At 40.2% G+C, this 23650-nt stretch carries 18 protein-coding genes, 8 pseudogenes and 1 other annotated feature; of the genes and pseudogenes, 13 read left to right on the top strand and 13 right to left on the bottom strand.

The genetic code is table 11. From position 1 onward, the window contains the following. Nucleotides 1-459: 459 nt before the first annotated feature. Together FTU40_RS12770 and FTU40_RS12755 are read right to left on the bottom strand one after the other, a co-directional pair. Nucleotides 460-1089 (bottom strand): annotated as a pseudogene (locus FTU40_RS12770) (IS4 family transposase); the annotation flags it as partial. Nucleotides 1090-2347: 1258 nt separating this feature from the next. Then, entirely contained in the window at nt 2348-3034 is a 687-nt protein-coding gene (locus FTU40_RS12755) for a hypothetical protein (protein ID WP_100355863.1), read from the bottom strand. Between the two features lie 39 nt (nt 3035-3073). On the opposite strand from FTU40_RS12755, the pseudogene FTU40_RS12750 reads away from it, so the two are divergent. Then, a pseudogene (locus FTU40_RS12750) lies at nt 3074-3547 on the top strand (type I restriction enzyme endonuclease domain-containing protein); the annotation flags it as partial. 70 nt (nt 3548-3617) lie between these two features. On the opposite strand, the pseudogene FTU40_RS12745 reads toward FTU40_RS12750, so the two are convergent. Both FTU40_RS12745 and FTU40_RS12740 read right to left on the bottom strand, forming a co-directional pair. Beyond that, a pseudogene (locus FTU40_RS12745) lies at nt 3618-3899 on the bottom strand (RepB family plasmid replication initiator protein); the annotation flags it as partial. 142 nt (nt 3900-4041) lie between these two features. Next, entirely contained in the window at nt 4042-4359 is a 318-nt protein-coding gene (locus tag FTU40_RS12740; protein WP_100355864.1) for a hypothetical protein, read from the bottom strand. Nucleotides 4360-4650: 291 nt separating this feature from the next. On the opposite strand from FTU40_RS12740, the gene FTU40_RS12735 reads away from it, so the two are divergent. The 8 genes and pseudogenes from FTU40_RS12735 (at nt 4651) to FTU40_RS12700 (ending at nt 12213) form a co-directional block, all read left to right on the top strand. After that, a complete protein-coding gene (locus tag FTU40_RS12735; RefSeq protein WP_100355865.1) occupies nt 4651-5814 on the top strand; it encodes a DNA methyltransferase in 1164 nt (387 codons plus the stop codon). A gap of 295 nt (nt 5815-6109) precedes the next feature. Next, nucleotides 6110-6676, top strand: coding sequence for a recombinase family protein (locus FTU40_RS12730; RefSeq protein ID WP_006581699.1), 567 nt, complete (start codon nt 6110-6112; stop codon nt 6674-6676). A 182-nt stretch (nt 6677-6858) separates the two neighbouring features. Further along, a pseudogene (locus tag FTU40_RS12725) lies at nt 6859-8092 on the top strand (IS3 family transposase). Next, nucleotides 7148-7264, top strand: a sequence feature (AL1L pseudoknot). (Overlaps the previous pseudogene by 117 nt.) 38 nt (nt 8093-8130) lie before the next feature. Next, nucleotides 8131-9384, top strand: a pseudogene (locus tag FTU40_RS12720) (site-specific integrase); the annotation flags it as partial. A 130-nt stretch (nt 9385-9514) separates the two neighbouring features. Then, on the top strand, nt 9515-9877 hold the full coding sequence (locus FTU40_RS12715) for an MbcA/ParS/Xre antitoxin family protein (protein ID WP_159138971.1): 363 nt from the start codon (nt 9515-9517) through the stop codon (nt 9875-9877). Nucleotides 9878-10168: 291 nt separating this feature from the next. Then, entirely contained in the window at nt 10169-10429 is a 261-nt protein-coding gene (locus tag FTU40_RS12710) for a helix-turn-helix domain-containing protein (RefSeq protein WP_159138970.1), read from the top strand. A 189-nt stretch (nt 10430-10618) separates the two neighbouring features. After that, complete coding sequence (locus FTU40_RS12705) at nt 10619-10927, top strand: helix-turn-helix transcriptional regulator (RefSeq protein WP_004282130.1); 309 nt, start codon at nt 10619-10621, stop codon at nt 10925-10927. After that, the gene (locus tag FTU40_RS12700) at nt 10924-12213 is read left to right on the top strand and encodes a type II toxin-antitoxin system HipA family toxin (protein ID WP_159138969.1); all 1290 of its coding nucleotides are present in this window, start codon (nt 10924-10926) and stop codon (nt 12211-12213) included. Before FTU40_RS12705 ends, FTU40_RS12700 begins: the two co-directional genes overlap by 4 nt. 17 nt (nt 12214-12230) lie before the next feature. Here FTU40_RS12700 and FTU40_RS12695 read toward each other — a convergent pair whose 3' ends face one another. Beyond that, the gene (locus FTU40_RS12695; protein ID WP_159138968.1) at nt 12231-15578 is read right to left on the bottom strand and encodes a DEAD/DEAH box helicase; all 3348 of its coding nucleotides are present in this window, start codon (nt 15576-15578) and stop codon (nt 12231-12233) included. A 264-nt stretch (nt 15579-15842) separates the two neighbouring features. Beyond that, nucleotides 15843-16736 (bottom strand): annotated as a pseudogene (locus FTU40_RS12690) (IS481 family transposase); the annotation flags it as partial. 204 nt (nt 16737-16940) lie between these two features. On the opposite strand from FTU40_RS12690, the gene FTU40_RS12685 reads away from it, so the two are divergent. From FTU40_RS12685 to FTU40_RS12670, 4 genes and pseudogenes are all read left to right on the top strand, one after another. Beyond that, nucleotides 16941-17243, top strand: a complete 303-nt coding sequence (locus FTU40_RS12685) for a helix-turn-helix domain-containing protein (RefSeq protein WP_159138966.1) — start codon at nt 16941-16943, stop codon at nt 17241-17243. Between the two features lie 64 nt (nt 17244-17307). Further along, nucleotides 17308-17496, top strand: a pseudogene (locus FTU40_RS12680) (type II toxin-antitoxin system HipA family toxin); the annotation flags it as partial. Between the two features lie 115 nt (nt 17497-17611). Beyond that, nucleotides 17612-17848: a VF530 family DNA-binding protein gene (locus FTU40_RS12675; RefSeq protein WP_002058193.1), complete on the top strand. Its 237-nt coding sequence runs from the start codon at nt 17612-17614 to the stop codon at nt 17846-17848. A 251-nt stretch (nt 17849-18099) separates the two neighbouring features. Continuing rightward, nucleotides 18100-18411, top strand: a pseudogene (locus FTU40_RS12670) (ion transporter); the annotation flags it as partial. A gap of 103 nt (nt 18412-18514) precedes the next feature. Here FTU40_RS12670 and FTU40_RS12665 read toward each other — a convergent pair. The 7 genes from FTU40_RS12665 to FTU40_RS12635 form a co-directional block, all read right to left on the bottom strand. Next, nucleotides 18515-19594: an ArsO family NAD(P)H-dependent flavin-containing monooxygenase gene (locus tag FTU40_RS12665; protein WP_005093691.1), complete on the bottom strand. Its 1080-nt coding sequence runs from the start codon at nt 19592-19594 to the stop codon at nt 18515-18517. 94 nt (nt 19595-19688) lie between these two features. Next, the gene (gene arsH, locus FTU40_RS12660; protein ID WP_035337425.1) at nt 19689-20393 is read right to left on the bottom strand and encodes an arsenical resistance protein ArsH; all 705 of its coding nucleotides are present in this window, start codon (nt 20391-20393) and stop codon (nt 19689-19691) included. A 4-nt stretch (nt 20394-20397) separates the two neighbouring features. Beyond that, nucleotides 20398-21438, bottom strand: a complete 1041-nt coding sequence (arsB, locus tag FTU40_RS12655; protein ID WP_005093695.1) for an ACR3 family arsenite efflux transporter — start codon at nt 21436-21438, stop codon at nt 20398-20400. A 5-nt stretch (nt 21439-21443) separates the two neighbouring features. Beyond that, nucleotides 21444-21917 carry an arsenate reductase ArsC gene (locus FTU40_RS12650; RefSeq protein ID WP_074382687.1) on the bottom strand — a complete coding sequence of 158 codons (474 nt, stop codon included), beginning with the start codon at nt 21915-21917 and terminating at the stop codon, nt 21444-21446. Between the two features lie 6 nt (nt 21918-21923). Further along, a complete protein-coding gene (locus tag FTU40_RS12645) occupies nt 21924-22244 on the bottom strand; it encodes a metalloregulator ArsR/SmtB family transcription factor (RefSeq protein WP_005093699.1) in 321 nt (106 codons plus the stop codon). A 192-nt stretch (nt 22245-22436) separates the two neighbouring features. Further along, nucleotides 22437-22676: a thioredoxin family protein gene (locus FTU40_RS12640; RefSeq protein ID WP_005093701.1), complete on the bottom strand. Its 240-nt coding sequence runs from the start codon at nt 22674-22676 to the stop codon at nt 22437-22439. A 19-nt stretch (nt 22677-22695) separates the two neighbouring features. Next, a complete protein-coding gene (locus FTU40_RS12635; RefSeq protein ID WP_218946078.1) occupies nt 22696-23556 on the bottom strand; it encodes a permease in 861 nt (286 codons plus the stop codon). Between the last annotated feature and the right edge of the window lie 94 nt (nt 23557-23650).

Raw genomic sequence — 23650 nt, 5'->3', positions numbered from 1 at the left:
CTTGATATACCAATCCAAATTGATCAGTAATGTCCTGGAAGCAGCACAGATCCTTCCAAGCATCTCTTTCAATACAGCTATTGATACAGTTATCGAAACAACAAAACAAACGATAAAATATAAGCAATCACCTACTCAAAAAAGCTCAACAACCAAAAGCCGTGAGCCAATTTGATTGCATGCCTTTATAGACCCTACCTCGTCTATCAACATATAGGACCAGAACAACAACTTTATTCTCCATGACTTGATATACCAATCCAAATTGATCAGTAATGTCCTGGAAGCAGCACAGATCCTTCCAAGCATCTCTTTCAATACAGCTATTGATACAGCTATTAAAACAACAAAACAAACGATAAAATATAAGCAATCACCTACTCAAAAAGCTCAACAACCAAAAGCCGTGAGCTATAGAGGGCTTTGTTGCACAAACCTATTCATGACGGCTTATTCAGCAAAGCCAATATTTTGAGCGGTCAGATTCGCATACCATTGATAATCTACATAGCCTTTGTCAAAGACCACAATACTGCCAGAGGGAAACTGGAATTTTCGGCCTTGTACCATGTCATTTTCTTTACCATTTTCAACTGCAACAAACTCAGGAATATGATTGCTGTGATTCAATCCTATGCTGAGTTTCATGCTGGCTTTTGAATCATGAACTTTGGCCCATGCGCACAAGGAAAGCGACAGATCAATGTGACTGGCATCCAGGGAATACAGAGGATTCTTGAAGCGAAATTTATGGGCTACTTTTGATTTTTCACAGTATTGCAGTAATTGATGAAACATCTGTTTATACAAGGCAGCAGGTTGCTCCTCGTTGATTCGTGCCAGCGTGCTTCGGGGAATAGACTTTGCTCCGAGATGATTAAGCTTTTCCTGCTGGGACTCAAGATTGGATTGAATATCCCGTAGGCTTTGTCGGCAGGAAAGTTGGGACATTAACAGGGCAATAAACTGATCCCATCGAGAAGCAGATCTGAATTTCTGCCCAACATGATGTTGTTTAGCAAGCCGTTCAAAATCTTGTCGTAAGACTGGTTTAATTAACTGATGAAATACGGTATTCTGATGTGACAAAACCTGAATCCTGGTCGTTAAAGTGTTTGTTTGCACTCATATTTTAACTGTTCGGACTCAGGTTTTTTTATTTAAATCAAACTATGGGACAGCAGTGGCTTACAGCTCCCTTTTTTGTTGTGTAAACCCCAAATAGAAATGTCCGCTTGTAGAATCTGCGCTTTTGCTATTATCGAAGCGGACGGTTTATATCATCAATGCTGAAATTAAAAATCTAGATCATAATCACGATTTGGCTGCTTTTCAGGTTCATAAGTTTGCTCTAAGACATCGCTTTGAGGAGTCGGATTAGGCTTTTTCACCTCGTGGATATGGCTCTTTATGTTCTCAAAACTCTCTAAACACGATTGATATGACGCTCTTTGATGTTTCAAATGGTCATTTTGAGGCTCTAAAATAATTTCACATTTCAGATAGTTAAGCATGCGTTGGTCGTTTTTGATGATCTCCTCGATTTTGTCATAGTCCCATGTATTGATCATTCTGCTTGCTTGGCTGATGTATTTCTCCAAGTTTTGAGCTTTTTTCTGCACACAACCAATCAATTGCAATAGATTATTATCGTTGTATGCTTGCTGTTGTTGGGCTGAAAGTTGTTTGTGATCAGCAACGTAACCAGGGTAATAAGCGTCAATTCTCAAGTCACGGAAATCTGTAGCCGGCTTTGGCTTGGGTCGAATTTTAGCGACTAGGGGTTCTAGTTGTTCAAGTTGTTGATTAAGGTCATTAATCGTTCTACAGTTTCCCCAAGCGTATTGATCTGCTTGCTTTGCATCTCCAAGTCTGTGTAAAAGTCGGTGGGTAGCTGCAATTGCAAGATGGTTGAGAGTGCTGTCTCCAGGTCTGTCTGCTGTGTGTCTAGCGTCTGTTGAATGGATTTTAATTCGATCTTTACCAGGTCGCTGACAATGCTGTTTAAATCCAGTTGATTTAATGCTGTCGTTAATTGCATTTGTAACTGGGTTCTCAAGTTTTCTTGAAATGCTTGCTGTAATTGCTCCGAAAATTCGCCCTGCTCGAGCTTTGAAAGTTCTACTTTCATAGCCAAAATCAAGGCTTGTTGAGCTTCTTTCTCTGAGTTCAAGTTGTTGATTTTGTCCTTTAAACTCTGCTCTACTTCGCTGTAAGTGGTCAAAATATTCTTTAATGAACTGACCTGTTGACTCAAGGCTTCGTTTTGTTCTGCTAACAAGCTGTTTTGTTGACTCAACAAGGCGTTTTGCTCTGTCAAAAATTGGTCGATCTCGGTCTGCATAACTTATCTCCGTATGCTGTTTAGGTAATTGAGTTGGCTCTGAATTGTTTGTGAATTCTGTTGAATCATTTCTTTTTGTGCTTGGATGGTTTTTAGGTTTGTACTGAACTGATAGATCGTATAAAAACTGATTAAAATCATCAGCCCCCCAAAAACTGTACTCGCCCATGTCATGTATTTGGCTTTTTGAGAGTTTAATAGCGACTGAATTCCGGTCTCTATTAGCTCGCTTTGGCTCTCTTCTATCGCCTGCTTCACTTGGGCCTGGACTTGGGCTTGGATGCTCTTCTGATCTATCGAAATGCTGCCAATTGCTTTGTTGATTTCGGTCTGCAGCGATTCGATTGAGACTGAAAGCCGTTGGAGTTTCGATATATCTGTATTCGATATCTGCTCGTGGATTGCTTTTAACGCTACTAGATAGTCCATTGTTGCTTCTTGCAGCACTTGTGGTGATAGATTCCCCACCTCGGTCAAAATCGAGCTTAGATTGGATTCTATGGATCTTGTCGTACTCTCTATCCCGTTTAAAAGGGTGGTACTGTTCATGATAGGCAGCTCGCTTTGCTCGATAAGTTTCTCGAAGTTGATCAGCGTCTGTGAGAGCAGCTGCAAGCTCACGATCAGTTGGTTTATTTGATTCTGCCTCTCGAAGGCGCTCTGCATAAGCTCCAAGTTCGAATTTTTCATCGTAAAACGCCCCTTTTAGTCGGTGTTTGTCATTGTTGTTTAGGCGATGAGATCAAGATGCGAGAGCAGCGTAGTGTCACGCAAGGTAAAAAGCTCATGGAGATGCTGAGCTCTGCGATCAAGGGCTATCAGAACAAGGTACTGACTGCAGCCGAAGTGATTGATGAGCTCATCAAGTTGGCTAAGGCAATCCAAGAGTCAGACAAAATGGCAGAGGAACTCAACCTGACTGAATATGAATATGCGTTCTATTCAGCAGTTGCAGACAATGACAGTGCTAGAGAGTTGATGCAAAAAGAGATCCTGCGCGAACTCGCTGTTGTGCTGACTGAGTCTATTCGTAAGAACGTAACCTTGGATTGGACCATCAAAGAAGCTGCCAGGGCGAAGCTGAGAGTCATTGTGAAGCGTCTACTCAAGAAGTATGGCTATCCACCTGATATGGCTTTATTGGCTACTGAGACTGTGCTTGAACAGGCTGAGCAATTAGCAGAAGAGCTCTCTGCTGCTTAATTTTTTGCAATCAAATTACAACTATTAAAAAACTAGATTAGTTGTTTTAAACAACTAATCTAGTTGTACATCACATCTCAAGACCTAACTCTTTGAGGACACTAGAATACTTTCTGACAACCTCGGGATCTTGTAGTTCAATCAGGAGCCTTTTCTCTAGATCAGCATAGCTTTCCCCTACTGCAGCTTTTTGGCTTGCAAATGGATCATGGTGAGCTAGCTTGTTTGCAAAGAATTGAATCTGCTTGTCTGTTAGCTTCTTAGCTTTGCTGTGCGTGACTTCCTTAGGTTGTTGCTTAGTTATGAACGTAAATGAGAAACCACCGATCATACGTCCAGTTTTATGTTGCTCCATAATGGGATTATTAGATTTGCACTGAAGAAGTTAAAGGAAGAATGAAACTAAATAGAAACCAATTTGAAACTAATTTAGTTGTAAATTGGTTTTAATATACAGGCTGTACTAGATTAATCTAGTACAGCCTGTATAAAAATTAATGGCTAATGATATCGAGAATTTTTTTCCATAAAATCTCAACGACTTCTTCCTGACTTATATCATGCAGGTAAACTTCCGAAATTTCTTGTTGAAGCCACTGCTCTAATTTCTCTTGATGTGAAGAGTGACTTGAATATCCATTCAATCCAAAGTAAGTGATCATCTTATTTGATGAATTTCCAGAATCGTAACTCATAAAATCATACAGCTTCTGTAAAACAGATTTAATGACCTCTTTCTGAAAACTCTTCCGGATTTTTTCCTCTCGGTACATCAAGTCTAAGTTATTGTGGGTTAAATACACATTTGGCATAAATTTATCCTTGTAAAGTAAAGGATCACAAGAACTAGAAACAATGAGGATATAGATAACTTTACTTTCGATATCTACTATGAAAAAATCCCTACGCTAACCTACCAAGTGGCGTAGTTTATTGCCTCATATTCTTATGATCGTAATAAATGGGAAAAAGAGTTTTTAAAGCTCTTTTTTTTAAACAATTTTTTTGGTAACCAAACTGGTTACCAAAAAAATTAACTTGTTTTATGAAGGTTGTCAATCATATAATCCATACAAATAGCTATTTTTTTTTGAGACACTTCAATGGATGAGTTTGTTGCATTCCCTTCTTTTGGCTATTTCTTTGAAAATAGCGACACGGGTATTTCTGATAAAGATTTTGAAAAAATAAAATATGAAATCAATGACTTTGATATCATTGTTGGGAATGAAATAAACTCTTTACATAGACTTGTTTCGCAATCCAAAGAGTTTGATCTGATTGTTATAAAACCAGAGATCGATTTTTTTCTTTTTGTGGGGCTCTTTAAAAACAAAGATTCTGTACTTAAACATTACCGTCAATATTTTGAATTATTGAGACAATTACTTACTGATAACGGTAGTCTATATGTACATGTTTCCAATCTTCACCTAATGAGTGAATTCCAAGTAATATTAGATAAAGTTTTTGGTGAAGCTAGGTGTGTGAATCAAATTTTACTAAAAACCCATAATTCTTCATTTAAAGCATCAAAAGGTTTTACTAAAACCGCTCATGAGGTAATTCTTTTTTATACCAAAACAGATAACTTTATTTGGAATGATCTGGTCCAGACAATCACAGATGATAATTTAGCTAAAAAGTTTCCTCATGTGGATGCACTGGGGCAATTTAGACTCATGCCTTTACATGTTCCTGGTGTACGAAAACATGGTGAAACTGGTAGACAATGGAGGGATATGAATCCACCCGAAGGTAAGCACTGGCGTTTTTCTCCAGAAAAAATGGATGAACTTGATCAACAGGGCCTTATTCATTGGTCAAGAACAGGTAATCCACGTTTAAAGGATTATGTTAAAAGTGATACCGGTGTTAGATATACAGATTATTGGGACTTAGCATCAGCAAAAAATTCAACATACCAAATTAAAAATCTGCAGAAAGCCTATGAGGTTATTATTAAATCCAGTACCAATGAAGACTCTTTAATATTGGATGCTTTCAGCTTTGATAGCGTCTGTTTGAATGCGGCAAATAACTTAAATAGAAAATGGATTGCAGTAACACCTAATATAGAGTCCTTTTTATTTACATTACGTTATTTGGAAAAAGACTTTTGCTCGAAAAATTTGGCAAGGGCTATTACAACTCCAGAATTTATCTCCAATGAGTTCGCTAATCCTAGCCCTGTGTATAAGGTACAAAATAAAAATTTCGGACATTTAAGTCTTTTAAATAACCTTAGATTCATCTTAAATAATTAAATTTGTGGAAAAAACTTTAAGCTGCTGAACAGCTCAAGCTATAGCTAAATTCTAAAAAGATCAGCACATAAAAATGCCTGTAAAATCCATTTTTATAGGGTTTTAGGTGTGCTGATAAATTCAGTATTTAGCTATATCTTCTTATGAACATAGTTTGATTTTTACTGTCATATTGTCCTATAGCCTAACGGAACAAAATAAAGTCTTAAAAAGCAACTCAAAAACCGTATTTATAGACTTAATATTTAATTTCGGTACAATATGTATTTAATTATCTAAACTCTAACGGTACAGAATGCCTAATCAGGTCGGATATATTCGAGTCAGTTCAACTGAACAAAATACTGAACGTCAATTAGATGGAATCAGCCTGGATAAGACCTTTACTGAAAAGGCAAGCGGTGGTAGCCGTGAACGTCCTCAGTTAAATGCAATGCTCGACTATCTGCGTGAAGGTGATACGGTGCATGTTCATAGTATTGATCGTCTGGCACGTAATACAAATGATCTGAACGAAATTGTGAATAGTCTGAATGATCGTGGTATAACCATTATTTTTCATAAAGAGAATTTGACCTTCAGTCATGATGTAGCACAATCGGCAATAAATAAACTCATGTTTCAGATGCTTGCTGCATTTGCAGAGTTTGAACGCTCCATGATCCGTGAGCGTCAAAAGGAAGGAATTGCAAAAGCCAAAGCGAAGGGCTTATATAAGGGAAGAAAGCGGAAGGTTGACTATGTTGAAATACGAAAAGCAATGGCTGAAGAAAATTCAACATTTAGAGGTGTTGCAGAAAAGTTTAAAGTAGGGATAGCAACAGTACAAAGAGCTTTAAAAGAAGAAACTAATAATCAATAAGGTTGATTAATGAAGACGCTTAGATATTCAAATTTAGAAAAGATCATGACCATTTATACTGAAATTTCTACTTATATTACATTTCATAATGCGACTGGTTTAACAGATATAAATAAATCAATGGAAGATTTTTGAACCGTACCGGGTTTGTCGGAGACCAAGCTTTCTGAGAGAATGTCCCGATGAAAAAAGTAAAATATACCCCTGAAATCAGAGAAAGAGCGGTTCAATTATTGATTGAATCCGAGAAAGATTATCCATCGAATTGGGCTGCGATCACCGCTATTGCTCCCTGAGCAGTATACTGCGCAAGGGTTGTACTCCTGAAACACTACGTGTTTGGTATCAAAAATATTTAGATAAACAAAATCCAGTTAAAGTACAGCAGCTTTCAGACCAAGAACGTATCAAACAACTCGAACGCGAAAATAAAGAACTGCAACGCGCCAATGAAATTCTACGTAAAGCAGCCGCTTTTTTCGCCCAGGCGGAGCTCGACCGCCCACACAAATAATGGTGGATTTTATCCATAATAATAAAGAGCTGTACGGAGTCGAGGCGATTTGTAGAATTTTACCGATCGCACCTTCAACCTATTACCGGACTCTAGATCTCTGTGAAAATCCAGAACATCGAGCAAAGCGAGATTTACATGACTTGCATCATGCTGAGGAGATTAAACGAATTTGGAAGGAAAGTTCAGGTCGGTATGGTGTACGTAAAGTCTGGCAAAAACTGAAACGTGAAGGCTATATTATTGCGCGCTGTACTGTTGCTCGATTAATGCAAAAGCTAGGTATAAAAGGTGTTTGGCGTGGTAAGAACAAACAAACCACCCGTAGCCGAGATGATCAAAAACGAGCGGATGACTTGGTAAAACGTAATTTTACTGCTGATCATCCTGACCAACTGTGGGTGAGTGACTTTACGTATATTCAAACAAATTCAGGCTGGGTTTATACTGCATTTATTATTGATGTGTTCTCACGAGCAATTGTTGGATGGAAAGTATCGACACGGATGAATACAGATATGGTGCTCGATGCATTGGAGCAAGCATTGCATGATCGAGGCATGCCAAAGAATGTGATTCATCATTCCGACAGAGGTGTGCAATATCTTTCCATTCGCTATACCAATCGTTTAGAAGCAGCAAATTTACGAGCATCAGTCGGTACGACTGGTGATTCATACGATAATGCTTTGGCTGAAACGGTGAATGGCTTATACAAAACAGAGGTGATTGAATATCTAAAAGCAGATTGGCAAGGTTTAGCAGATGTACAACTTGCGACACTAAATTGGGTAGATTGGTTCAATAAAGAGCGTGTACATAGTGCACTAGGTTATGTATCACCTTTTGATTTTGAAGCAATGTACTATGATAAGATTAACCCGTTAGGTCAGGTGGCCTAACTTAAATAAAAAACTCTCCGACAAACCCGGTACGGTTCAAACTGAATAAACACACTGTCACTGTGCCCCTAAAACTGATATTGAATCAGGTCTTTAAAGAGCATCATTACTCCTTTCACTCTTTTCGTCACACGGCAGCGAATCATTTATCGCTTTTACTGAACTGTGAATATGCACCACTTGTGCAAGAGCTGACTGACTATAGTGAAAACGAATATGAAAAAATTCGAGCTGAACTTCTTCAAAATCAACATGGACAAAACCATTGGTTTGTTATTGCACATCTTTTAGGGCATATAGAACCCGTTGAAACTTTCAAAAGTTATATTCACTTTAGTTATCTCATTGCTGGTCAAAAACTACTGAAACATCATCCAGATATGCCAAATGAACTGGCTAAAAAAATCATGGGCTACAATGCAACGTTTAAAAATTTGAAAATAACAACGGATGAAAAAGACTTTAATTTTGAAAAAAATCAGGCAGTTCTAGCAACTATATTATTGAACGATCAAACAAACTGGCTCCAAAGTAATGCTACTGACATTCTTAACGAACTGTCAGTACAAACAAATCAACCCCATGACTTTTTTGCTTTTTTCGCCGGCACAGAGGATTCTAAAATTTCACTTCAACGCTTTTATGAAACACTCAACTTATTAGAGACTACTCACGATCCTAAAAGTGCAGCTCAACGTATATGCTTACCAGAAGAGCTCGTAAATTATTGGTATGAAAATGCCCTAAATTTAGCAGACATTAAATCAAAAAAAGGGAATCCTCGTTTATTTAGTATTGATAGCTCAACCCTTTTAAAGCCAGCGATGCTTGATACCGCTGAAGAGCTTCACGCTGTGACTTATTTTTTTGAACATCTACAGAAAATAACTCGCAAAAATCCAATACAAATTGAATTCATTTTGAATGTATTTTTGAGTCGAGTGACCGCATCACACACAGGTATCCATTATCGCTGGAAGGATATCAATCATCTCGAACATTTTTATTCCCAGGTTAAGGCTTTATTTCCTGCCAAATTTTGGCACTTATTTGGACAAGATTTGCAAACAAAGTTAGATGCTAAACAACAGCCTCAACTTTTCAAATTAGCAAAAGCATCAACAGATAAACATCCATCAACTCAAGAGGAATTTCCTCGTCTACAACTCTACTCAGTAAAAGATGGTCATGCTCTTGCTGCATTTAAATTTTGCTTACATCTAGCCTGTATCGGTAGACCACGATCTCTTGAACTTAAAGCTGAAAGTCTAAAAATAACTACATGCTGTTAAATAATTTAACCGTTGCTTCCTTATCTAAAGCCAAATTTAATATATCTTTAGTAAAAATTGGATGTCTGATCAACGATAATTAAATAGTATAAACTCTATGAATTAGCAGCGTCTGAAACAGGGATCGGTCATGCGTACAACATCAGAAAAAACTGCAAAACAGAAAATGATATTAGCTAAGGCAGTTTTAGCTGCTGCTGAACGACTTGGTCTTGCACACGATCAACTAGCCTTAATACTGAATATAGATTCAGTGAAAAATTTAACCTCTCTTGAATTAGATCCCACTTCAAAACAGGGAGAAATCGCCCTCACTTTAATCCGTATTACCACATCACTAGATGCTCTGACAGGTGGGGATACAGCCTGGATGCAGCATTTTATAAAATCACCCAATAAATTGTTGAGTGGTATTCCAATAGAACAGATTCAGAACCCTCAGGGATTGGCCTCTGTTTTACAATTGGTGGAAGGTCTTCGGGCTAAACTTTAAGATAAGCAAAGTATTACAGAAAAATTTGAAAGTGATAGTCCTCTCCAATAATTCAAATGCGAGGTATAAGAATCCCCTCTTCTTCTCAAGATGTATATGTCTGGCCTAATTCCGTCAATTAATTGCGAACTGCTGCTATATATTGGATTTTATTAACCTGATGCGAGGCAAATCCTCCTTATAAACTCAATAGCTATTCAAGAACCATTATAAAAAGTTTGCTATATAGCGAACATTCACCATAATTAGTTAAAAGTTTGCTATATGGCTAACAAATTTCGGGAGAAAAAAATGGCTACACGAGGTGAAATAGGTAAAGAAATACGTTTGGCAAGAAAAGGGTTAGGCTATACACAGAAAAGCCTTGCAGAAAAAACTCAAGTCAATAAAACAACAATTTCAGAGATGGAAAATGGCCATTTTACAGGTTCATTTGATATATTTGAACGTGTGCTTGATGGTGTTGGTTTACAATTCGAAGTGAATAAAAAAAAGCATAAATTGCCGCAGTGGGATGAAATTGAAGCAATATTTTCGGAAGATGATGAATGAAATTATTTACAGGCTCTATCATTTGGTATTTACGTCCAACAATGCAAAATCAACAACAACTTGAACACCCATTTCTCATACAAGTAGGGCTATTTTACAGATCGAAATGATAAATTCATAAATTGCTTTTCAAAAAAAAAGAAACTAATATGTTTCTTATATGACCTAAAAGCAATAAATGTATCTACAATGAATAAGTCTTTACTTCAGCAAATCAAAAAAAGACGAACCCAATTGGGCTTAAAGCAAGTTGATATGCAATCCCGTACAGGCATTTCAAGACAGCAATACCAAAAGTTGGAAAGTCAGGGTAACCCTCGATTAGAGACCTTAGAAATTATCGCGGCAGGATTAAATGCTCAACTGATGCTCATCCCTGATGATAAGGTTCATTTGATTAGACAATTATTGAATGATGAAATTAAAGTCACTATTGAAGATCAGGATGACTTAATGACTAACCCATGGAAGGGTCTTCTCGGAGGAGAGGAACCATGAATACTGTTGCCGTCCTGAAATTAACATTACATCACGCTGTCGTTGGATACTTGGCAGGATTTCAGAGCGGAAAAAATATTCTGGTTTTTACAGATTCTTTCCGCTTTGATCAGCAACGTCCGACCTTGAGCCTGCTAACTTCCCCCTTGTATCCTCAAGCGGATAAAATTTTAGAAAAGACCTATGTTACACATCAGCGCTTACACCCCTTGCTATCAAACTTGCTACCAGAAGGGGCATTACGTGAACTGATTGCACAAAGCCTCAAAGTACATATAGACAATGAATTTCAGTTATTGGCAGATTTAGGTCATGATTTACCTGGAGCACTCATTGCGACTCCATTAGATCCAGAAGAAATTCCAGATGAAATAAAATTCAAACTGCAGATCTCGAATCCAGATCAAATTTTAAAGCAAGAGATTCGAACAGATAATAAGTTTTCCTTGGCCGGCGTCCAAATGAAGTTTTCCATGAAAGCCAAAGATGGGCGTTTTACACTAGCACAGGCAACGGAAACGACTCTACTCGGGGACTGGATTATCAAAACTCCTTCTTCCAGACATGCTTTTGTTCCGCTAAATGAATATTCTATGATGACCCTTGCCAAAACGGTCGGAATAGATGTCCCTGAGATTCGCTTGGTGGATATGGCCCTTTTACAAGACCTTCCACCATTAAATTTACCCCAAGAGCAATATGCTTTCGCAATCAAAAGATTTGATAGACAGAGTACTGCTGATACTACAGACCTTATTCACATCGAAGATTTTGCTCAGATCTTCGGCGCATATCCACATCAGAAATACAGCACCACAAATTATGAGCAGATAGGAAAGATCATTTATCAATTTTCAGATAACAAAATTTTTGATATTCAGCAATTTGCTAGCCGTTTACTCATAAATATTTTACTCGCCAATGGAGATGCACACTTAAAGAACTGGAGTATGATTTATCACGATAAAAGAATCCCAAGATTATCTCCCGCATACGATATATTAATGACCAGTGTATATATTGAAAATGAGCGTCATTTCGCATTAAATCTTGCCAAAAATAAAGATTGGTATCTAGCTGAGATGAAGCATTTTAAGCAATGGGCAGAAAAAGTCGGCGTTCCATGGCGTGTTATTGAAAAACAACTTCACGCGATCATGGACAAAGCACGGTCAGTATGGCCAGTGCTATTACTAGACTTACCTATGATTTCCGCTCATAAAGAAAAATTAAGAGCACATTGGAAAAAATTGCATCCAGACTTTCAGATACTTACAGATGATTAGGGTAATCTGAAACCAAACTAAAATTTCTCAAACAAGTTCATCACGTCATTTTCCGTCAGTTTCGCTTCGCCCTCATGATCGGTACTTAGAATAGACTGTGCCAGTTCTGCTTTATTTTGCTGTAAGGCAAGAATTTTTTCTTCTATGCTTTTATTGGTAATCAGCTTATACACAAATACTGGCTTGTCCTGTCCAATCCGCCATGCACGATCTGAAGCTTGATCTTCAGCAGCAGGGTTCCACCATGGATCATAGTGAATGACTGTATCTGCGGCGGTTAAATTCAGACCGACCCCTCCTGCTTTCAGACTGATTAAAAATACCGGCACTTGTCCAGACTGAAATGCTGTAATGACTTCATCTCGCTTTTTGGTCTTTCCAGTCAGCTTCACATAGCCAATTTCTGCGTGATGGAGCTGTTGCTCAATCAGTTCCAACATTGAGGTAAACTGAGAGAAGATCAGAATTTTTCGCCCCTCCTCCACCATTGGAACGACCATATCCATCAACTGTTCAAGTTTGGCAGAGTGTGCCTGCCCGGTTTTCACTGAATCCAGCTTTAGTAAGCTAGGATGGCAGCACACCTGACGTAGCTTCAGTAAGGCATCTAAAATTTGAATTTGACTACGTTTAAAGCCTTTTTCTGCCACAATTTTCTGAATATTTTCCTGCATCGTGGCACGAACAGCCTCATATAACTTGGATTGCTGGTCATTCATATCAATATTGACTTCAATCGTAGTTTTTTCTGGCAATTCTTTGGCTACGTCAGTTTTCAAGCGACGTAAAATGAAGGGCTTAATCCGGTTGACCAGCTTTTGCCTTAACTGCTGATCACCGCGTTTTTCAATCGGATGACGGTACTTTTTATTAAAAATTTCTTGTGAATATAAAAATCCTGGCATCAGGAAATAAAATAGTGCCCACAGTTCACCCAAATGATTTTCCATCGGGGTACCGGTTAGACACAAACGATGTCGTGCTTTTAATTGGCGTACTACCTGTGCAGCTTTGGCACGCGGATTTTTGATATTCTGCGCCTCATCCAAAATGAGTTGATGATATTCATATTGCTTTAGTTGTTCTTCATCTCTCGCTAGAAGCGGATAGGTGGTTAACACAATATCATAGTGCGGAATCTGCTCAAAATTCTGATGGCGGTCGGGCCCCTGTAGCAGCAATACCTTGAGCTCAGGGGTAAATTTCTCCGCTTCTTTGAACCAGTTATGCATCAGCGATGTGGGTGCAACAATTAAGGCGGGACTGTCCTGCAAATATCCAGCCTGCTTTTCCATGAGTAAATGGGCTAAAGTTTGTGCTGTTTTCCCCAAGCCCATATCATCTGCCAGAATCCCGCCATGCTGGGTTTCCCTTAAAAACTGTAACCAGCCTAAGCCCTGCTGCTGGTATGGACGCAACTCCCCCTGAAAACCTTGTGGTGTCGGCAGTTGTTGCTGATAGCCTTGTTTGAATTTCTGTACAAATTGCTGCAGGCGATCACTGACCTGCCATGTCATCCCAAGATTATGCTGCAATTCTAATAATTGACTCGCATCATAGCGATCAATACTGCGCTCTTCTTGCTGTAAAATGCTCTGCAGATGTAACAATACCGGCTTAATATCCCTAGCGGATAGAGCCAAATCAGGTTGATCAACTGCAGTTTTCACGGTGAAAATTTGACTGTCATGCAGATGAATAAACGTCCGCGGATCAAGTAAATCAGGATTTACTCGCACCAAAGCTACGAGCGCATCAAGCAAATTATAAGAATTACCTGCACTGTCTTGAACCGTCGCCCCGATATTGAACCAGTCCTGCTGACCTTCAGATTCAGTGATAGAAATATTTAAATTTTCGACATATTGCAGGTTAAAGGGGCTGTTTTCCAGATGCTCTATCTGCCAGCCCATCAACTCAATTTGATTGATGGGCATGAGCTGTTTGATCCAGTCTCCATAGAAAGCAAAAACCATAGAATCAAGACGTTGTTTATCCAGTTTTAATTGCTGGTCATAACTAAGATCTTTCACCCACTCCAGTGATTCGACCAACAATTGTAAACGCTGGATTGCCTGTTGTTCCTGAACAAAATCCCGAAGCTGTCGCACCATTTTGCCATGCTGCTCACCAATAAAACTGTCACCTGATGTACCTGCTTTTATTCGCCCACCTGCATAGGAGAATTCAATTTCAGCACAAACAGACTCCTCTAATTTCCAATCAAATTTATCTAAAACACCAAAGCGTAAAATTGGCTGGGGGCTACCCTCAAGGACCTCAACATGCTGAATAGACTCGGGCTGAGGCAGATTTTTCACGTCTGAATATTGATGAGTCAGTTGCTCAAACTCTGGCAAGAGCGTAGCTGGAAGATCAGGCATCTGTAAAAAATGGTAGAGCAGATTTGCCGTATATTCACCATATAACTGGCCCACCGTGTTCTGTTGAATATCCACATAACATGGTGGCTGGCTCGCGAGAATCTGGATATGTGGATTTGATTTTAAATCGAGTCGAATATCGCCATTGACCAATTCAATGTTTAAATGCTCCGTCTGTTTGTTGACACCTTGTTCCCAGATCAATTCGATGTGATAGCCTTGTTCTGACCATTGAAGTGCAGCATAGCTCTTTTTTTGCCAGTACACATCGCCACTTTGAATAAAAGATTTAAAGTGCTCCAATGAAATTCCGGAGATATCAAGATTGCTTTGATAAAAACGCTCGTCGCTGTTTATTTTGGCGTAATAATAAATCTGGTTAAATAATTGTCGTTTTTGTTCCGGTAAAGTCAGATGCTTTCTGGTGATATTTTCATAGTGCGTATAATCACTTTCACCGGCAATCGAGCCATTTTTATTGCGTCTGGCCTTCTGCACCACAAGGGTCAATTTCTTTGAGCTGACAGACTGATTTAACAGGTAAATTAAACATGTGTTTGTTTTGGCAGGCTGCTCAGGTTCAGTCTGTTGTAAATACCGTTTAAAATCATTCAACCAGCGTTGCGCCTGATCATACCCCTGTTTGCGTTTTGCGATTCCCTGTGGGGATTGAGAGTCAGCATAACGCTGCTGAAATTCCTGGCGATATTCCTGAAAGAATAACCGCGCTAAAGCCGCAGCATGTTTACAGTTATATCCAACCGGACAAGTGCAGTCGTCATCAATTAAACGGTCTTTTTGGGGATTATAGGTAATCGCAGTATCATAATAATCTGTCCCTTCAATTTGGGCATACATCGTGACACCGTCTTTTTCCTCAAAGAACTCAATCGTTTCCCTATCAATGTGTTTAGCATAGCTAAGGCTGCGCTGAATAGTTGCAGTACTAAAGCGAGATAGAAAATTGATCAATGAGGACATAATTACCAGACACTAAAAATGTTTATACAATTATAACGGACAAAGCTGTCATTTCAGAACAGTAGCCGAACTGCTCAACCTGAGCACAGATTCGACTCACTCAATAGGAATATTGTGAATAAAGACAATCAAATTCGAGAAGTTAAACAGTTCATTGAGATCGAAAATATCCTGATAGAAAGTGATCATTTCTTCACAACAGTTAATTTTAAACCAAATGGGGTCAAAAGTTTTAGCATTGTTTCTATGTGTGATTCATAGAGATCATTTCAATTTAGCGATCTCTAGATCCGTCTTGTAATTGGCATGTTGAATCCGTTCATTTGAGGGGTTGTATTGCTTCTGGACTTCATCTGAGAAAGGAGTTTCTTCACATAATTCAAAGTACCTCTCCATCGGTGTTTTACCTTTCAACGCTGAATGTGGTCTCATCCAGTTATAGTAATGCTGCCATTCGGCTAGCTTGTCTTGGATATCCTCAGAATCGATATCTACAGTAGCGTAGAACTCAGATTTATCAGTTTTTTGCGAATGCTCTACCTTGCCATTCAGATGAGGTGAACCTGGTTTATTTGGCCTAAATTTGATTCCATGCTGCATCATTTTTTTCTGTACTTTTTCAGCAAAGAATTCCCGCCCACGATCGGTCTGTATTCGCTGTATGGGAAAAGGCATTTCTTCAATTACGCAGTCTAAAAAGTCGAGAGTATTCGCTGCTGTTCGGCGTTTATATATCCTTAAAACGCGATATCGTGTGCAGTCATCGATAGATGTGTACTGATATAGTCCTGGACCCAGTTTACAGGTATCCATTTGAATTCTATCGCCTGATAATGGGCGTTCATAACGAATGAAATCTGCTTTACGACGGAATTTTTTAATCGGTTTGACTTGATGGGTGGATAGTACTTTATGGATAGTCGCTAAGGACAACGAGACTCCGTGCAGCCTCATCAATTCTGTTTGCAAACGTCGAGCACCAAAATTTCTAGCTGAGCGCATTTCTAATATTAAGGCTTCTAGCTCAGCATTGATTTTAGTATTTGGCGATTTTAAGGGACGTCTACTCTGGCTACTTAATCCATCAATACCTTGCTCAGAATATCGTTTCCACCACTTGCGTAACGTTGGTCTAGAAATGCCACATCTCCGACAAACCCGGTACGGTTCACTCGGCAATGATTTATTTATTACCATAGATTGTATTAGATTCCATTAGATTGTAAATGTCTAATTAGATTTCTTTAATCTAATAGGATCTAATCAGGCCAATAAAGCACCTTCTTACCGATCAACTGGTTTATTTTATAACTCCATTATTTTGTGGTTTAATAGACATATATGGACATAAGACCCAATATTATGGATTTAAAATTCAGAAAACCTGAAGAAGTTGTTGGATTATTATGTGAGAGGCTTCGTAAAGAACGACTTTATCTGGAAATGACTCAGGCAGATGTTGCTGCACGTGCTGGTATTGGTGTGAATACAGTATCCAATCTGGAAGCAGGTCGAAATGTTTCATTTGAAAATTTAGTACACGTTGCCATGGTCCTAGGCCGATTACAAGAATTAGAGGAACTCTTCAAACCTCATTTAAACAGTGTAGATGATATTCTTCGCTATGAGAGCAATACGGCTCGCCAACGTATCAAAAGGAAATAAATCCATGCTCAAAAAACTTAATGTTTACTACAATGAATGGGGTGAATATTGGCTTTAGGGTACACTGGTCTCCTCAACAGCAATCACAGGTCGACCATTAATTGCCTTTGAATACAGTGCTGAAGCGATCCGTAAAGGTTTAGAGCTTTCCTCTTACCTACTTCCATTAAAAGGTGACCCATTAAGAAAAAACTTTCCTACACAGCAAATGGGATTACCAAGTCATATATATGATGCATCACCCGATGGCTGGGTGTGCTCCAGAATTTTGGTGGCTATTCAGTCCATCATTACTTACATTCCAACTCTCTAGTTTTCCAACTAGCCCAGGTTATAATAATGGCCACCCAAAATACGATTGATCTATTATGAACACCTCCAATGACCCTTTACACGGCAAAAAACTTGCTGACATTTTGGATGAATTATTGGATTACTACGGTGGCTTTGAAGGTTTAAGTCGTAAAATTGAAATTAGATGTTTTTGCATAGACCCAAGTGTTAAATCATCATTGCGATTCTTGCGTACCACACCATGGGCACGTGAAAAAGTAGAAAGCTTATATTTGTACGTCTTACGCCAAAAGGCAAAACAGAAACCGTAGCCCCAGGCAACACCCCTCTCATTATAAAATTATACCAGTCAGTAAAACACCTTTAGATTAAGCATGTGTATGTTGGTTATTATTGTTGATTATCACAATAAATTAGTGACCAAAAATCAAAGTACCCCACCCTACCTTAAATTACACCACACAAAATAAAAACTCTATACAACTGTTATATATAGAGTTTATTAAAATACCAATTATGTTATTTAGTGTATTTTATGTCGGTGACTCTTGCCAAGGTTGGGGTCATTACCATTTTAGGGGTAGGTCTGGCAGCACTTCCTGCGGGTATTCTGGCCAATGGCCTGGCCAATGAGCTGAGACAACGCAAACACAAGCTGGAATTAAGATTTCGTGAACTGCTTGATGACGCAGAAATTGACTTGATTGAAGATCAAGAAAAAATTGAAACTTTACGTAAAGAAGTCGGGCTGAGCACAGAGCAAATGCAGGATATCCTGTTAGAGCTTATTCATGAGCGCAAGAAAGAACAACTCGAGCAGAAAAAAAACAAGTATTTCTTCTGCCCGCATTGTGGGCATAAGTTACCTGATTAAAAGGTAGCCAGATCATCGCGAGCATCAGACCATAGGATATGATACTTGTTGCAGGCAGATGCTATTCACTCAATTTTTTCGTTTGAAGCAGGATCAAGTCATTTCAATCTAAAAACGCAGCGATTTCATCGGCCACTGCCCTGGATGTCCGGGAAACTCCGACCAGCGTCGCCGAAGCAGCACCGGTCCATTCCCCATAACCGACCAGCCATAAATTCGGCAGCTGAACCGAGCGGCCATCCTTCACTGCGATGGTCTGGTCCTGCTGGATAATCCCGAGGCTGCTAAGATGATTCAGCGCCGCCTTAAATCCGGTACACCAGATCACTGCATCCACTTGCGCGGTGCTGCCATCTTCCCACATCACGCCATGTTCGGTAAAAGCCGAAAATGGACGCTTGCTCTGTAAAACGCCTCGCTCACGTGCCTCTTTGACTGAATCAATCATGACAATATCGCCCAGACCACCAATGGGCTGCTCGATCTTTCTACCTTGCTGCTGGGCTTTCAAACGCTCGGTCGCCCTTAAGAACAGGACACGGCCATCGACATCATCTGCCAGAAATTGCGGCGGTGTCTGGGTGATCCAAAGCGTTTCAGCTACCTGGGAAACCTCGGCCAGGATTTGCGCACCGGAGTTGCCACTACCCACGATCATGACTTTCTTGTTTTTAAATAACTCAGCATTTTTATAATCTGCTGAATGAAGTTGTATACCCTGAAAATGCTCACGACCTGCATACTCGGGAATAAATGGTTGGCTCCATGTCCCTGTAGCGCTTACCACCGCTTTGGCTTTCCAGGATTGTTCCCCGGCATAGACCTCTAAATATGTCCCTTTGTTTTCCACGCGCTCCACATGCACCGGACGAACTACAGGAAAGTGATAGCGCTGCTCATAGGCGGTCAAATAATCGATCACCTCATTGCGGGTCGGATAGGTCTGTTCGGTCGCCGGCATCATCCAGCCCGACAGCGAACTCCAGCTATTGGGGGAGAAAAGACGCAAGGACTCCCAGGCATGCTGCCAGGCACCTCCAGGCTGAGGCTGATCATCCAGGATGATAAACGGAATATTCTTGCGCTTTAAGAAATAAGCCGTGGACAAACCGGCCTGTCCAGCACCGATGATGATCACATCTGTTTCGATCTGTTTTATGTCCAAAGCCTTTTCCCCTTGCATTTTTCTGTCGTTCTTGATGCAGCATCCCGCTTTTTCAGCGGGTTTCTGCTGATTTCTCTGATTGACCGGACAGCCTGATCAAGCAAATTCAGTCTTACAAACTGCGCTGATTTACCCGTTTGGAAAGCTCTTCAGCCGATTCCTTGCGTTCTGAATAACGATCTGTCAGGTATTTGCTTTGACCACGAGTCAGCAAGGTAAATTTATACAGTTCTTCCATCACATCCACAATCCGGTCATAGAATGCTGATGGCTTCATTCGTCCATCTTCTTCAAATTCCAGGAATGCTTTTGGAATTGAAGACTGATTTGGAATCGTGATCATCCGCATCCAACGCCCCAAAACACGCATCTGGTTCAGACTGTTAAAGGACTGTGATCCCCCACTGACTTGCATCAAGGCAAGGGTTTTTCCTTGAGTGGCACGAATTGCGCCCCCTGCCAGTGGAATCCAGTCAATCTGGGATTTAAAGATGGAACTCATAGAACCATGTCGTTCCGGTGAACACCACACCATGCCTTCTGACCATGCTAAAAGTTCATGCAACTCTTTTACTTTTGGATGCTCAGTATCCGCATCTTCAGGTAAAGGAAGCCCTTTAGGATGAAAGATTTTTACTTCTGCCCCAAAATATTCAAGGATTCGACCAGCTTCAAGAACTGCAAGGCGACTGTAAGAACGTTCCCGATTAGACCCATAGAGCAGTAAAATCCGAGGAGGATGAGCTAGTTCTTTGGCTTGGACTTTTTCAAAGGTGGGTTGTTCAATAAGATTTGGATCTACGTTAGGCAGGTTCATCATATCAAGCCTCTTTAAAATATTTCTTTCTTAGCCACAGTGAAACACTCACTAAAGCAATTAACACAGGTACTTCAACCAATGGCCCAATAATCGTGGTAAAAGCAACCGGCGAAGCAATACCAAAAGTTGCAATGGCGACTGCAAGTGATAATTCAAAATTATTTCCAGCCGCAGTAAATGAGATTGCAGCAGTTTTTGGATAATCATTGCCCATCCATTTACTCATAAAGAAGCTAATAAAGAACATGGCCACAAAGTAAATGATTAAAGGAATCGCGATGCGTAAAACTTCCAGTGGAAGACTCACAACATCACCCCCTTTTAAGCTAAACATGGCCAAAATCGTAAACAGCAAAGCCATTAAACTCAGCGGGCTGATTTTTGGAATGAACCTGGTTTGATACCATTCCACGCCTTTTTGTTTCACCAAAATTAAGCGCGTTAAGAAACCCAATAAGAACGGAATTCCAAGATAAATCAGAACAGCATGGGTAATGGTCCAGAAGCTAACATTGATCACTTGAGCTTCAATACCAAAATATGGCGGAAGGAAGGTCAGGAATAACCAGGCGTAGGTACTGAAGAATAAAATCTGGAAAATACTGTTAAACGCCACCAATGCTGCAACATATTGGTTATCACCACAGGCCAGACCATTCCACACCAGTACCATGGCGATACATCGAGCTAAACCAATCAGGATCACGCCTGTCATATACTCTGGATAGCTATGCAAAAAAATCACAGCCAACGCAAACATCAGTACCGGAGCAATCAACCAGTTTTGAATTAAAGATAGCGTCAGGGTTTTTTTATCCTTAAACACTTGTGGCAAGGTCGCATAATCCACTTTTGCCAGGGGTGGATACATCATCAGAATCAGACCAATCGCGATTGGAATATTGACTGAATTAATACTGAATTGATCCAGAGCAACCGATGCTTGAGGAAAAAAGTTTCCTATTGCGATGCCTAACGCCATGGCAATAAAAATCCACAGCGTCAGGTTGCGATCTAAAAAGGACATGCGTTTTTCAGACATGTGACTTACTCAACATTCGAAATTTGATTAATCGCTGCAATCAATTGTGAGCGAGAAAGTTCATCTACGTTAAGTTTAAACAAAGTATCCAGGCGACGATTGATATGTTCAACAGTGTTCATAAAGGCTTGCATTTTTTCTTCTTTATCCACCTCTAAATGTGACGGATCAGACAGGCCCCAGTGCGCCTTGATCGCTCCGCCAAGATAAAGAGGACACGCTTCCTGTGCAGCCGCATCACAGACGGTAATCACCACGTCTGGCTGATACTGTTCACAGGCATCAATCGTCTTGCTGGATAAGCCTTTAGTCGACAAGCCCAGATTGTGCAGGGTTTCAAGCGTCAAGGGATGCACCTGACCGGAAGGTTTGCTGCCAGCACTGTAAGCGACCCAGCCTTCTGGCGCACGGCTATTGAACAACACTTCAGATAGAATGCTGCGGCAACTGTTCCCCGTGCATAAAAACAAAAATTTCATGAAAACTTACTCGCAATGGCTCTGAATCGATAGAGCGGAAGAATCAAATAAAACCGGAACGTCACTACGTTTCAGTACGTCCAGAATTTCAAAGCACCAGGCCGGTAATTGCGGATTGAGGCTGTAGTACACCCACTGGCTTTGCCGACGATCGTTGAGCAGACCGCAAGACCGCAACAAGGCCAAATGCCGTGAAATTTTTGGTTGGCTTAACTGCAGTTTATCGGTCAGATCACAGACGCATTGCTCTTTATTTTCCGCAATCAGCAGGACAATACTGAGACGTGTTTCATCAGATAAACATTTAAAAAACTGAACGTGGTCCATAGCTGCTCCCCTTCTATTATGCAAATATATACATATCCATATATATAGTAAATAGTACAAGTGAAAAATTATATCTGGATCAGGATATCACAGCCAGAAAGCGCTGGATTTAACAGTTTCCCTCTTCTTCCAATATAGAAAAACCAGCGACTTGAACCACTGGTTTTCTTCGCTACAACTTTAATTTTGAAGTTATTTATTTTTCTCGATCAGTTCCGCGATAGCCTGAGCTTCCAGAATTTTACCACTCGATACGATTTTACTGTCAATCATCAGACCCGGTGTGCTTAACAGTCCGGTTTCGGCAATCTGCATCATATCCGTGACATACTCAATGTCCGCTTTGACACCGGTGCTTTTCACTGCTTCTTCAGTTGCAGCCAACAGGGCCTTACATTTACGGCAGCCTGTACCCAAAACTTTAATTTTCATCTTTTATTCTCCATACATTTTATAAAAACCAGTCACCCAAAGTATTCAGGCTATAGCCAATAATCAAGATTCCCACAAAAACGATCCCTATAAACAGGCTCAATAAGCGGGTTTTCACCACCTGTTTTAACAGGATCAGGGATGGCAGGGAAAGTGCTGTTACCGCCATCATAAAGGCCAATACCGTCCCCAACCCCACACCTTTCACCACCAAAGCTTCTGCAATCGGCAAAGTGCCAAAAATATCTGCATACATCGGTATGCCTATGATTGTAGCAATCAGTACGGAATACCAGTGATCCTGACCAAGCAAGGCGGTAATCCACTGTTCAGGAATCCAGTTATGAATTGCCGCGCCAATCCCTACGCCAATCAACACATACATCCAGACCTTGCTAAAGATTTCCACCACCTGTTCCCAGGCAAATTCCCGGCACTCTTTCGCAGACATTTTAAAATCTTCATCACCCTGAGCTGTACTATTTTGCGTAACAAATTTAGCGACATACTTTTCCATTTTGAAAAAGCTGATGAGTGATCCACCAATAACTGCCAAAATCAGACCAAGAACCACATAGATCATGGCAATTTTCCAGTTAAAAATACTGGCCAATAAAATAATCGAAGCCAGATCGACTAAGGGAGATGAAATCAGAAAGGAAAAGGTCACCCCCACAGGCAGTCCGGCACGGGTAAAACCGATAAACAGCGGAATGGAAGAACAGGAACAAAATGGGGTAATGGTGCCGAGCAAGGCCCCCATGATATTGGCTTTGATCCCGGTCATGCGTCCCAGAATCTGCCGGGTGCGTTCAGGCGGAAAATAACTCTGGATATACGACAGGCTTTGACATACTCCCACCACTTTCACGATGTTCAAGTGGGGGATTCTAAAAGCAAAAGCTCTTAGGTGACTTCCTCACGGATTTCACTTGCTTTCTGCTTCGCAAGGCGACCTTTACCGCATCCACCCT

This window comes from Acinetobacter sp. YH12100, from assembly GCF_013419135.1.
In the GTDB taxonomy this organism is placed as follows: domain Bacteria; phylum Pseudomonadota; class Gammaproteobacteria; order Pseudomonadales; family Moraxellaceae; genus Acinetobacter; species Acinetobacter pseudolwoffii.
Note: the sequence above shows the minus strand (reverse complement) of the source record. Positions and strands in the feature narration are given on the sequence as shown.

Excerpts from the sequence above, each read along its gene's own strand:
- FTU40_RS12755 (WP_100355863.1), bottom strand. The coding sequence starts at position 3,034 with ATGAAAAATTCGAACTTGGAGCTTATGCAGAGCGCCTTCGAGAGGCAG.
- FTU40_RS12740 (WP_100355864.1), bottom strand. The coding sequence starts at position 4,359 with ATGCCAAATGTGTATTTAACCCACAATAACTTAGACTTGATGTACCGA.
- FTU40_RS12735 (WP_100355865.1), top strand. The coding sequence starts at position 4,651 with ATGGATGAGTTTGTTGCATTCCCTTCTTTTGGCTATTTCTTTGAAAAT.
- FTU40_RS12730 (WP_006581699.1), top strand. The coding sequence starts at position 6,110 with ATGCCTAATCAGGTCGGATATATTCGAGTCAGTTCAACTGAACAAAAT.
- FTU40_RS12715 (WP_159138971.1), top strand. The coding sequence starts at position 9,515 with ATGCGTACAACATCAGAAAAAACTGCAAAACAGAAAATGATATTAGCT.
- FTU40_RS12710 (WP_159138970.1), top strand. The coding sequence starts at position 10,169 with ATGGCTACACGAGGTGAAATAGGTAAAGAAATACGTTTGGCAAGAAAA.
- FTU40_RS12705 (WP_004282130.1), top strand. The coding sequence starts at position 10,619 with ATGAATAAGTCTTTACTTCAGCAAATCAAAAAAAGACGAACCCAATTG.
- FTU40_RS12700 (WP_159138969.1), top strand. The coding sequence starts at position 10,924 with ATGAATACTGTTGCCGTCCTGAAATTAACATTACATCACGCTGTCGTT.
- FTU40_RS12695 (WP_159138968.1), bottom strand. The coding sequence starts at position 15,578 with ATGTCCTCATTGATCAATTTTCTATCTCGCTTTAGTACTGCAACTATT.
- FTU40_RS12685 (WP_159138966.1), top strand. The coding sequence starts at position 16,941 with ATGGATTTAAAATTCAGAAAACCTGAAGAAGTTGTTGGATTATTATGT.
- FTU40_RS12675 (WP_002058193.1), top strand. The coding sequence starts at position 17,612 with ATGAACACCTCCAATGACCCTTTACACGGCAAAAAACTTGCTGACATT.
- FTU40_RS12665 (WP_005093691.1), bottom strand. The coding sequence starts at position 19,594 with ATGCAAGGGGAAAAGGCTTTGGACATAAAACAGATCGAAACAGATGTG.
- arsH (WP_035337425.1), bottom strand. The coding sequence starts at position 20,393 with ATGAACCTGCCTAACGTAGATCCAAATCTTATTGAACAACCCACCTTT.
- arsB (WP_005093695.1), bottom strand. The coding sequence starts at position 21,438 with ATGTCTGAAAAACGCATGTCCTTTTTAGATCGCAACCTGACGCTGTGG.
- FTU40_RS12650 (WP_074382687.1), bottom strand. The coding sequence starts at position 21,917 with ATGAAATTTTTGTTTTTATGCACGGGGAACAGTTGCCGCAGCATTCTA.
- FTU40_RS12645 (WP_005093699.1), bottom strand. The coding sequence starts at position 22,244 with ATGGACCACGTTCAGTTTTTTAAATGTTTATCTGATGAAACACGTCTC.
- FTU40_RS12640 (WP_005093701.1), bottom strand. The coding sequence starts at position 22,676 with ATGAAAATTAAAGTTTTGGGTACAGGCTGCCGTAAATGTAAGGCCCTG.